Below are 10,074 nucleotides of genomic sequence, written 5' to 3' on the forward strand. Positions count from 1 at the left end.
CCCCCTAGAGACTCGCAGAATATCCCTTTCAATCCTCTTTGCATTGAGACCTTCTACATAAAGAGAGGAGTCCCATCGATAGAGATAACTTTCAATCCTCTTTGCATTGAGACATGTACTGGAAACAGAGATCTACCGTGTCCTTGAAATAGCAGATAGATATAAAGGAAAAGCCCTTCTCGTTATAGAAATACGCTCAAAGAATATCTGGAAAGGGATTGAGCTAGAAGATGTACTCGAAATGCCTAGAACTATAATTAAATGTCATGGTCGTGATGAGCCTGCAAGACTGGTCTTTAATGAGGATATTGAGAGAGCTGAGCCTCTTGAGAATTTCCTATAAGAAGAAGACCTAATCTAGCACCTAATTTTTGAGAAAGGAGAGAAAGTAGCCGAAAAGGAAACACAGAAGGAATTTCAGAACACCCGATTTTCTGATCCGTAAAGTTTTTAAAGAATGTGAACGTTGTTTCCGTGATGATCACGGTCTAGGATGCGATATATGTTGCCAAAATCCTGTAGGTGATAACCATGAAGGAACTTAGTTTTCTGTCGAATGTGAGGGGATACATCTCCGAGATTCTGGAGGAGAGAGAGAAGGGAACTGATCCCATAAAACTTATAATACAATATGATAAGATATTCAGCATTATAGGAATTTCTCAGAGGGCGTTGCTGATAAAGAGGGCTAGTGAATCGGTTGAGAAGCAGATGACAAAGCTCAGGAAAACTGTAACTTGGAATATAGACTACTGGACTATTGCTAGGGCTGGAAAGGCAATGCTTTTCACCAAATATAGTGCTGAGCTGGTGAGGAATATAATGGGGATATACGGTGTTACTGGACAGAACTTGATCCCATACCACAACTTCACAAGAATAATATATAAGAGGCTTGTGAGAACTCAGCTGATAAACTGGGGTAAGGTGTTAGACGAATGCCTTAACGAGTTTATATTTAAAAATAGAATAACGGATGAGGAGATGAAGGATGTCTTATATGCTATAGCTATTACCACAGCCAGAGTTGTTTACTATTTATACCACACTATTAGTGGAGATGACGAGGCTAAGAATCTGGTAGTGCCCAAAGAGGAGCAGAAAGAAGAGGAAACTTAAATTGATGATATGTAGTAACCGAATTTATCTCCATCCCACGAGCTGTCCCCTAGAGCTACATCAACATATTCCCTATCACGTACCATTATGGCGATCCTCCAGAGCGAGGATTTCCTGTGGAGGTCAGATCTATCAGTCCTCACTTTTATGTCCAATACACGATGGTTTTTCTCGGGTTCCTTCCCGCTTAAAAGCATCCTGTCGAATAAGTTTATGGATATACTTCTGTTTGGCTTATCAATTGAGACTATCTCAACATCCTTTCCCAACGAAACTATCATGCCTGTGTATTTTTTCTCAATCCAAAGCCTAACTTCGCCATCCCACCTAGCAATAACAGCTCTATCAACTGGGAGGTATTGTGTTATGTCTTCTATTACCTCCACTTCTGGCTCTGGTGTTGAGACCCTGAACCTTAAATTTGTGTTTGAAACCCCAGACTGGAGAGATGCCCATTGATCCCAATCACCAGGCCAAGCATCAGCATACCCATATAATATATGTCTTCTGCTGTTCGGTATCTGAGTTATCAAGTTGTAATTGAGGGAAGAGGGGTTTGCAGGCGAGAATGAGTAGGATGGGGGTGATGTAAATATTATGTAACCACTAAGGGGCCGACCATATGCACCATTAGGATAACCCAATGTTGACATATCCCACCTCATAAAAACCCAAGGGACTGAATCATTCCTAGCCTTGACATCTATGGTTGCTGGATCTGCTATAACAAAACATAGATTAGCTCCTGTGGCTACAATGCTACGATAGGCACCTACCTTTGCTACTATATCTAGTCTGCTTGAGAGAGATGCTTTTTGTTTAACCAACCATCCATGAACATAACAATAACCTGTCTGGGCATCCTCAAAGCTTCTCTTATGACCTGTTGCTGGGCTATTAAGCTGTATTGCTGGAAGAGCTGACCACGCCTGATAGGAGGGGTCATAATTGAAGTAATGCCCTGTTGTATCACTCCATGTCTTATCAACAACAGGGGCTGGGTCTATAACATATACTGTTAAGCCATCTGGTGTGTATCTGAGTTGTCCTAAATCGGATCTGAACCATATCTCCCCAGCTACAAGTGCTGGATCTGCTGTAAGCGACTGCAAGACAAGAGACTTCAGATTTTTTATTAAATATCCCCTCCAGTCCTTGTCTGTATCAATTATCAGATCCGAAAGCTTTGGTTTAACCGCAAGAGACTCAAGCTCAGGCATCCTTCATTCCACCTTCCCTCATTTCCTGATAGCCCCCTTTATTGTCTCGTAATCCCTCTTCATGAATGCTATGAAGCTGTTGAATGGTACATAAACATAGTTGTACCCCTCAACATAAGATCCGCCTATTATCGATGCAAACTCCTTCATCGTTATGTATTTTGGTATGTTATCAGGTACTGACAAAAATATCAGCTTATCGTCTATCATGTAATAGTCAGAAGCTAGGAACCCACCAAACACCATCCTCACTCTTTCCTCTATTGTGAGATCATAGGGGAATTTTCCAGTAGCCACCTGTATGTACGCATCTATCATCTCAAGGAGTGCTCTTCTCACGATTCTCTCTAGAATCACCTTCTCATCCGTCCTATAAGGTACGGTCATGGATGTTATCACCATAACAAACAGGGTAGGATGAAGAATTTAAAGGTTTCGTTTTTCAAAAGTCTCCAATCTTTCCAAAAAGTAAGACAAAGGGTTTTAAAGAAAGAGGGGATAGGTGGGAGAGGTGACGACATGACCGATGTAAGATCTTCATGTATAGGTGCTCCCTTGCTATATAAACTTTACGGTAGGGGGCTGTTCTCAGAACCGACACGAACATCTATAATCGGTGTCGCATATAGCGTTTTCAGAGAGGGGGGTCAAGGAATGGGGATCTCACTAAAACTATATAATAAAAGGAGACAGGAGAGAGCTTCTTTCTACTTTAATGTTCTGTGTTTCTCCATTCTTAGGAGTATCATTTCCACTCTGCGATTAGAGAACCTGTATCGCTTAGGGAGCCATACGAAACTTGAAATATTGTTTTTCCTTAAACTAAGAGGGGGGATATGAATGGAGAGAGGAGTAGTGTTACTAAAAGAGAGAGAGGAGAGAGAAGGAGAGAGGAGATACATAGAGATACACGTGGTTATACCTCTTCCTTTATATGAGAGAGCTAGAGAGATAGCCAAACTCCTTAAAAACGGAGATAAGAGAAGGTGGACATATATAGTTGATGAGGCTATCCGCTATACCCTCTCCTCACCTGCTATAGACGACCTCGATTTAGTACGTTCACACCTTTTGAAACCTGTTAACAATCCCAAAGACGTTCACCTTAAGATAGATCCGTTATTATGGAATGAGCTTCTGAAGAGGTTTAACTACCTTCTCTATCCCTCTTTACATGGTGTCTCAAGGCTCATCACATATATCCTGAGAAAGTACCTCTCCTCTATAGATGAAGATGAGCTGAAAAGGCAAAAGGAAAGGAAAAAGAAGAACATAAAGGAGGAAAATACAGAGAAGAAGTTTATTGCTGTCCTTAGTGCTCTTAGGAATATGGGTCTCACAATATACACTGGCTCTCAGGTTGGTGAACCTATCTTTAATGAGGCTTTACAGTCCATAGGCATAGATACTGTCTTCAAGAGATCCTTCTGGAAAAGAAGGTTTGAGAAATACGGCTTCATTGAGATACAGAGGGGGTTCAGGGGAAAGAGGAATATAGTAATAATGAAGACTTTTGACACTCAAGCTGATGGTGATTGTCCTCTCTACTCATACAGAGATCCTGTCCAGAGGATTATCTACACTATATGCGATATTCTTGGGTCTCAGAAGCTTCCATATTCCATGCCCCGTTTGCTTTTTGAAGAAGCCCTTCATAGATGCGGTTTTTACGCTCCTTCAACTGTTAGGAAATATATAAGGATGATGAGAGGTAGGGGGTTGATAAAATATGCAAACAGGAGAGAGGTTGTCTTCGGTCTATTTGCCTGAGCGTGGTGGTAGGTATCTTGAGATGCTGTTTAGAGTGCTGAAAATAATCAGCGATAACAATGGAAAGTCCACCTTAGTGGTGCTATCGTACATAAAGGATTACTACGGCGATGAGCATATTTGCAGGGCTATCCTCAGGTTCTTTGAAAGAAAAGGTCTGATAAAAAAGGAAAGGGATAGCAGAAAGATCAAGATATACATAACCGATAGAGCAAGGTGGATTCTCAACAACAATCACAATGGTAGCGATAAGCCCGTCTGGGTACGTGATGTCCTGAATTTAACCAAGGGATTAGCAGGTGCTGTTACCTTTGCCAGACACAAGAGAAAGATTCAGAGGAAAATAGCTAAGGAAAAGCCTAGAATAATGGCTAGGTTATTAAAGAAGAAGGCGGGGTGATGAAAAATGATCAGATTGATAAGGGATGAGGAGATCAATGATATATTCGGCTGGGGTTTTAAAAGGCTGGTTATACTGGGTCTGAATGGGAAAGAGATACGTACATACTTGGGGGAAAAGGTGCTAGTTGATGAGCTAAATAAATTGGCTTCTCAGGGATTTTCAGTATTCAATGTTGAGGGAATAAAGGTGATAGATCTGCCAAAAGGATATGGTGCATGGCTGAATGACAAGGCTCTCTGGATAACCGACAACATATCAAGAGAGGATCTAAAGGAGGTAATCCAGTTCTTCAAAGAAAGAGAAAAAATGAAATAAAGATTAAAAAGGAAACCGATGCTCACTAAGAGGAGATGATGAGGGAAGGATCGCTGAATCAGTGATCTATCACCCCTCTCTGATCCACTTCCATACTTTTTGTGAAACAAAAAGATTTTATATTCGCATCCCTCTCTTTTTGTGGGGATGGTGATTTATGATGCAGAAAAAGAAGAAGGCTAATGTTCCTATTTATAAGGTGGCTAATGACATACTTCTTGAGATAATGGATGCTGGGGAAATATCTTTGGAAAGGCTAGCATTAAAGACAGGATACTCTGAATACGATATAGTGAAGGCGTGGAGATCCATCATGGATGATGTTAACTACATAGGCTTTACAGAGGATCGTGTTTTCTTTGTTTTTAAGAAATACAGGGAGGAGGCTAAGAAAGACGCTCAGAGGCTAAGGCAGTTGAGAGAAGAAGGAGAAGAAGGAGAAGTGATGGAGGTGGTATGATGGACAGCATAATAGACTTTTTTATTCATATAAAGCAAACTGAAATGGAGTTGCATAAACACAGGCTTGAGAACGAGATACATGTAACAGAGCTTCTTGAGTGTCCGTTAAAGAGGGATTTCAGAAACAGGTATCCTTTTCTTGTTGTTCCTACAATTCCTCTGTTCATGCATGGCGATCTCATCCACATGGGATTGCAGAGGGTTATAGAGATCTATGGAAAGGAGAGGGGTCTTCTGGTGGAGATAGAGAGGGAAATAGAGAAGAGATTTACAGTTGATGGAAAGGAGATAATACTAAAGGGTAGGTGCGATGCCGTCCTTCCTAATACTGTTATCGAGATAAAAAGCTCGTTATCCGATATGTCCCTTCCATATCCTCACCATGAGAAACAGCTTAGGATCTACATGAACATTTTAAGCAGAAAGGGGATGCTCATATACATAACTCCTACTAGAGCTACCGAGTACTTTTACGATGATCCTCTACCAGATGATGAGATAATCCAGATGATAAGATCCTCTCTTAGCTATGAGAGAACTCCGCTGTTCAGCTGGGAATGCGAAAGGTGCTCCTTCTCGATGTTCTGCCCAAAGAAGCAGAGTGGAAAAACAGATAGATAAAACTTTATAAAGAAAGTGCAGGAAAAAATAGGGGGGATGAATATACCCAAGAAAGAGGAGTTGTTCTACTCTCCTGTTATTGAGTGGCTAAAGGATAACGGCTTCAGAGCTATCCAGTTCATGGATGAGTTTGTTGTGGGAATACCCTCTCTTTCAATGTTGGGAATACAGTTCATAAAGCCATGCATAGTTGGCTACAAGAAAGAGGATGACACAGAGGTATTAGCAGTTGTTGAGGTTAGGGATTCAAAACAACTGCTTTTCGATGCGATAGGTAGGTGTGCTATCTATAGAAAGATGGGGGCTTACTCTTATATAGCAGTTCCTAAGGAGATAGGGGATGAGATAACCGACACATCCTTGTACAGGGATCTCGGAATAGGTCTTCTCGTGATAGAAGGGAAAGAGGTAAAAGAGAAGGTAAAAGCTGAAAGCCAGATACCTCAGAGAGAGGAAATGAGAAACATATTGCTGAGCATGGTCAAGTTTGCAATAGAGCAGAAGTAAAAAAGAGGTGTAGTCTTATGGAGATGAGATCATATCACGATACAATGGAAATAGCTAGGATGGTGGGTAGAATAAATGGAGAGATCTCAATTATGCTCAACATGTTAAAAGAGAGGAATAAAGAAAACCTTGCTGAGATGCTTGCATCAGAGGCTAGGTGGCTCAATGAGGTTTTCAGGATAATCCTCAATGAGTTTAAAAATGAGTGGCTTTGTGATTATATGAAGCCCATCCTTTCCAGAGGGGATGAATAGTGGATGTCCTATAATAAAAAGGAGACATACGAGTTTAAGGAGGGGGAAATACACATTGAGCTTAAGCCCTCTATATCAGCTTGCTATAACTTCGAGGATGGAAAGTCAAAGACAATAGTACTTGCTCCTGTTGTTGTGGAGAGAGTGAAGAACAAGGTAAAGATCTCATGGGCTTGCTCTTTAGGTTTATGGTGTCCTCATATCTGTAGATACTCCCATGTCAAGGAGAGAAAAACTTAATAAGGCATACCCATTATTCCATTTTTTCTATTAGCTTTTTAAGTTTTTCGTCCCCCTCAATGACCTTCTCAAGAACAAAAAGCATGGCTTTTAGATGCTCCTTACTGGGTATTGGCTTTTCCTGATTAGATCCTAAAAGCAGTATCGTTAGCTCTTCAAGTTTTTTTCTATCCAAAGACATCCCTCAGCTTCTTTCTAATTTTGTATATTATATGTGCTATCCTCATTGTTGTTCTGCATATCCTTGTGATCCCCGATTTACTGCATATCCAGACCATGATCAGCATTGCTATGTAAAGCGGTGCATACACTATTGTAATGGCTATGATCTCAAGGATCTCCCTTATCGATTCGGTAATTTCTCCCATACGAAATATTCAGTATTCCTATTTAAAACCTTTTCCTGTGTAAACGAAAACTTTTTATTTTTCACTTCTCATTTTCTCATGGTGATGTGTATGGTGCGTATAAGAGAGGGTATAGCTGAGGCTGTTGTTGGTGTATTCCTCATAGGGTATATAACCTTCTCAGTAGCCTTCCTAGTATTTGACCTTCCGCAATGGATCTACAAGCTCTGGGTCGCATTGCTTCTAATAGCACTCTTTCTCTCGCTTATCCTCTACGGCATAGAACAGTCTTTTCCGAAAAAAATTGTGGAAACATCAGAGGAAATGACTGTATCTGTGGTAAAACAGCCTCCTAAAAATCCATCCCCACATGCGAATGCAAAGACCTTCGTTACATCATTTAAGATATACCCATTCCTGAAAGATCTCCCATATCTAGAGTCTGGCGATAAAAAGCTGACCGATGAATACGTAATAAAAGCACTTAACTCCCTTCCTCTAGGTGATATATTCGCAACTGCATTTAACGAATCAGATCCAATTCCTCTAGCTCAGACGATGGAGAGGTACAAGAACCTGATTGATGAGACAATGGAGGAGAACCTTCCAGAGACCATAGTCTCCCTGTTTGCATTATCAATAATGCTTCTGCTCTCAATGAGGGATCTAATTTACGAGGCTAAAAAGAAGGCTAGACCGCCTATCGGGGGGTGATAAGGATGGTTAGAAAAGCTCTGGATAACTACAAGAAGGAGATGGATATGATAGCCAAGCTTGTGAGGGAAAAAAAGGTAACTTCTAAAGAGGAGTTGCTTCTGTTGCTTGGATGCTCGTGGACTCATCTCTACGGATTGCTGAGGCTCATGAAGACAATACCTGAGTACAAGGACATTGAGATAATGCATGGTGGTATTCTAAGACTAAAGAAATAAGGGTGGTAGTATGGAGATGTACTATACTGGGTTTACATATTTCGTCTCAACTCAATGGGATAGCTCTGTAACGGGTAGGATAAAAAGGGGCAGTAATGCTGTGTTCTGGTATGCCTCAACAGCTTGGTCTCCATTTATAATAACAGTTGATCCATGAGGTGTGGGGAGGTGGAATTATGGGTCAGCTCTCTGTGGATGAGGCTCTGGATGAGATATATGAGATGATGTGGTATCTGTCAAAGGTGGAGAAGTGATATAAGGTGATAGAAGATGAGCTCAGTTACTGAAATATCGGCATCCGATAACGCTCTGTGTGTGGATGAAGCCCTTGTTGAGGTAGGGTACAGGTTTCCGTTCTCTCAGGTTTACGAGGAGTCTCAGAAGTGCAGAATTCTATCGGTTCAGCCTATATTTATAGTTGTCAAAGGTGTTGGCTTCACTAGGTACAAGTGCCCCATAGACTACACCACTTTATTCACGGAATATAACGGAATATGTCGGATCAACATGCCCAATGATATGGAATCATGGTATCACAGGGAGACATGTCCTAGCGGATGTAATCACTTCAGATGGTTCATATTCAGAAAAGACGAATTCCTCAAGATAGGGAAAAGGGGAAAGACAATACTCGCATCCGATAACATCATATTTGTTTTAGAGCCTAGAAGAAAGGGATTTCCAGCTCCGTTCAATCCTAAGACATAGCTATGTATCTATTCTCTGTGTAAACGAAAACTTTTTATTTTTCTCCATTCCTTCTTTTCATGATGGTGGTCTATGAGGACAGAAGTTGTTGAGAGGTTGAGGAAAGAGCTTGAGAATCTGGAAAGGGATATGAATCTTTTAAACGAGCTGAGTACTGCGGATCTTCTCTATCTATCGCTCAAAGAGCAAAAGATGATACTGGCTCTTAGAGACATCAGAAATATACTGAAGATCCTCATAGAGGGTTTGGAGCAAAAAGATGGTGGAGAGGCTAAATTGTTGAGGGGAAAGGTGATTATATGAAGACAGTAGATGTTAAGACATTTTTAAATGAGATGTATGAAAGACTGGATCTGCCTTTTGAGGTTAGGAAAGAGCTTGTGGAAAGACTTGAAGAAGAGGTTGTTTCGGACATAGCTAGAATTTTAGAAAATAGAAAGAACACTGGGATTAGCGGAGAGCTGATGGACTATCCAGAGAATGTTCTTGATAATATGGTCAAAGAAAGGTTACCTCATTTCATAAAAGTTGATGGAGACTATCTTTACCGTCATTTCTATCATGTTCTGTCAGAAGGTGGGCAATGGAAAAAAGAAGTTGTCAAGCGTCATGCATGGGAATTCTTGAATAAGCAATATGATGGGGCTTATATTACAGTATGGGAATATGTTACTCCTGTTAATTTCGGGAAAAGAAGGTTACTGAGAATATACTACAGCGAATATACAAAATACTACTATGCTTTCTTCAGTAGAGGGGAGAACAAAAAGAAATTTAAATACAAAATATTTATTTGGGTAGGTAAGATGACAAAGGATCAGATGGCAAAATGGATTAAAATCTGGATGCCGTGCTTTGAACCGCCTATTATATGGATAAGGAAAGGGTAGGTGGAATTCCACTCCATTATTTTTCTAGGGTGGTAGTAAATGCATACAGTTAAGCTGTTCACAAGTCCACCAAGACCATATCCATACATTTTAATCAATGTCATGCACCCCAAATTTTCACTTTTGAAATATGCAGAAGAGGTAATAATAGATTCTGGAATAGAGATCTTCAGAGATCCCAACGTAAAGGAATATCCTAAGAATCACATCTCAAGGCTTCTCAGGGTGTATGCAAAGGTGAGGCAGAGAGTTCACAATAAACCAGTATATGTTACAGTTCAAGACT

Annotated in this window: 21 protein-coding genes; 17 read left to right on the forward strand and 4 right to left on the reverse strand. The window is 40.6% G+C overall.

The features are described 5' to 3' along the window. Window positions 1-106 precede the first annotated feature (106 nt). Both D6D85_RS01275 and D6D85_RS01280 read left to right on the forward strand, forming a co-directional pair. The gene (locus D6D85_RS01275; RefSeq protein ID WP_125670272.1) at window positions 107-343 is read left to right on the forward strand and encodes a hypothetical protein; all 237 of its coding nucleotides are present in this window, start codon (window positions 107-109) and stop codon (window positions 341-343) included. Window positions 344-531: 188 nt separating this feature from the next. After that, window positions 532-1,119 (forward strand): hypothetical protein, encoded by a 588-nt coding sequence (locus D6D85_RS01280; protein WP_125670273.1) that lies wholly within the window; start codon window positions 532-534, stop codon window positions 1,117-1,119. Here the strand turns inward: D6D85_RS01280 and D6D85_RS01285 are convergent. Together D6D85_RS01285 and D6D85_RS01290 are read right to left on the reverse strand one after the other, a co-directional pair. Next, window positions 1,116-2,339 carry a hypothetical protein gene (locus tag D6D85_RS01285; protein WP_125670274.1) on the reverse strand — a complete coding sequence of 408 codons (1,224 nt, stop codon included), beginning with the start codon at window positions 2,337-2,339 and terminating at the stop codon, window positions 1,116-1,118. The genes D6D85_RS01280 and D6D85_RS01285 overlap by 4 nt on opposite strands. A gap of 18 nt (window positions 2,340-2,357) precedes the next feature. Continuing rightward, a complete protein-coding gene (locus D6D85_RS01290) occupies window positions 2,358-2,741 on the reverse strand; it encodes a hypothetical protein (RefSeq protein WP_125670275.1) in 384 nt (127 codons plus the stop codon). Window positions 2,742-3,179: 438 nt separating this feature from the next. Here D6D85_RS01290 and D6D85_RS01295 point away from each other — a divergent pair, with 438 nt between their 5' ends. From D6D85_RS01295 to D6D85_RS01330, 8 genes are all read left to right on the forward strand, one after another. Further along, a complete protein-coding gene (locus D6D85_RS01295) occupies window positions 3,180-4,109 on the forward strand; it encodes a hypothetical protein (protein WP_125670276.1) in 930 nt (309 codons plus the stop codon). After that, entirely contained in the window at window positions 4,069-4,509 is a 441-nt protein-coding gene (locus tag D6D85_RS01300; protein ID WP_125670277.1) for a hypothetical protein, read from the forward strand. The genes D6D85_RS01295 and D6D85_RS01300 overlap by 41 nt, the downstream gene beginning before the upstream one ends. 6 nt (window positions 4,510-4,515) lie before the next feature. After that, window positions 4,516-4,827, forward strand: a complete 312-nt coding sequence (locus tag D6D85_RS01305; protein ID WP_125670278.1) for a hypothetical protein — start codon at window positions 4,516-4,518, stop codon at window positions 4,825-4,827. Window positions 4,828-4,987: 160 nt separating this feature from the next. Continuing rightward, entirely contained in the window at window positions 4,988-5,287 is a 300-nt protein-coding gene (locus tag D6D85_RS01310; RefSeq protein WP_125670279.1) for a hypothetical protein, read from the forward strand. Beyond that, entirely contained in the window at window positions 5,287-5,910 is a 624-nt protein-coding gene (locus D6D85_RS01315; RefSeq protein WP_125670280.1) for a hypothetical protein, read from the forward strand. Before D6D85_RS01310 ends, D6D85_RS01315 begins: the two co-directional genes overlap by 1 nt. Window positions 5,911-5,946: 36 nt before the next feature. Further along, the gene (locus tag D6D85_RS01320) at window positions 5,947-6,417 is read left to right on the forward strand and encodes a hypothetical protein (protein WP_125670281.1); all 471 of its coding nucleotides are present in this window, start codon (window positions 5,947-5,949) and stop codon (window positions 6,415-6,417) included. 17 nt (window positions 6,418-6,434) lie between these two features. After that, complete coding sequence (locus D6D85_RS01325) at window positions 6,435-6,671, forward strand: hypothetical protein (protein ID WP_125670282.1); 237 nt, start codon at window positions 6,435-6,437, stop codon at window positions 6,669-6,671. A gap of 3 nt (window positions 6,672-6,674) precedes the next feature. Next, complete coding sequence (locus tag D6D85_RS01330) at window positions 6,675-6,911, forward strand: hypothetical protein (protein WP_125670283.1); 237 nt, start codon at window positions 6,675-6,677, stop codon at window positions 6,909-6,911. A 13-nt stretch (window positions 6,912-6,924) separates the two neighbouring features. Here the strand turns inward: D6D85_RS01330 and D6D85_RS15965 are convergent, their stop codons facing one another. Next, complete coding sequence (locus D6D85_RS15965; RefSeq protein WP_161969616.1) at window positions 6,925-7,086, reverse strand: hypothetical protein; 162 nt, start codon at window positions 7,084-7,086, stop codon at window positions 6,925-6,927. Continuing rightward, on the reverse strand, window positions 7,079-7,279 hold the full coding sequence (locus D6D85_RS01335; protein ID WP_125670284.1) for a hypothetical protein: 201 nt from the start codon (window positions 7,277-7,279) through the stop codon (window positions 7,079-7,081). Before D6D85_RS01335 ends, D6D85_RS15965 begins: the two co-directional genes overlap by 8 nt. A 90-nt stretch (window positions 7,280-7,369) precedes the next feature. Here D6D85_RS01335 and D6D85_RS01340 point away from each other — a divergent pair, with 90 nt between their 5' ends. The 7 genes from D6D85_RS01340 to D6D85_RS01365 form a co-directional block, all read left to right on the forward strand. Beyond that, entirely contained in the window at window positions 7,370-7,972 is a 603-nt protein-coding gene (locus tag D6D85_RS01340) for a hypothetical protein (protein ID WP_125670285.1), read from the forward strand. A gap of 5 nt (window positions 7,973-7,977) precedes the next feature. Then, window positions 7,978-8,190 carry a hypothetical protein gene (locus D6D85_RS01345; protein WP_125670286.1) on the forward strand — a complete coding sequence of 71 codons (213 nt, stop codon included), beginning with the start codon at window positions 7,978-7,980 and terminating at the stop codon, window positions 8,188-8,190. 10 nt (window positions 8,191-8,200) lie between these two features. After that, window positions 8,201-8,347 (forward strand): hypothetical protein, encoded by a 147-nt coding sequence (locus tag D6D85_RS15970; protein ID WP_161969617.1) that lies wholly within the window; start codon window positions 8,201-8,203, stop codon window positions 8,345-8,347. Window positions 8,348-8,460: 113 nt separating this feature from the next. Further along, window positions 8,461-8,898, forward strand: coding sequence for a hypothetical protein (locus tag D6D85_RS01350; RefSeq protein ID WP_125670287.1), 438 nt, complete (start codon window positions 8,461-8,463; stop codon window positions 8,896-8,898). A 72-nt stretch (window positions 8,899-8,970) separates the two neighbouring features. Then, window positions 8,971-9,201: a hypothetical protein gene (locus D6D85_RS01355; protein ID WP_125670288.1), complete on the forward strand. Its 231-nt coding sequence runs from the start codon at window positions 8,971-8,973 to the stop codon at window positions 9,199-9,201. Further along, a complete protein-coding gene (locus D6D85_RS01360) occupies window positions 9,198-9,788 on the forward strand; it encodes a hypothetical protein (protein ID WP_125670289.1) in 591 nt (196 codons plus the stop codon). Before D6D85_RS01355 ends, D6D85_RS01360 begins: the two co-directional genes overlap by 4 nt. Window positions 9,789-9,827: 39 nt before the next feature. Next, window positions 9,828-10,074, forward strand: a 247-nt coding sequence (locus D6D85_RS01365) for a hypothetical protein (RefSeq protein WP_133308280.1), incomplete at its 3' end; no start/stop codon positions are given.

Origin of the sequence: Candidatus Methanodesulfokora washburnensis, assembly GCF_003947435.1 — an archaeon.
GTDB lineage: Archaea > Korarchaeota > Korarchaeia > Korarchaeales > Korarchaeaceae > Methanodesulfokora > Methanodesulfokora washburnensis.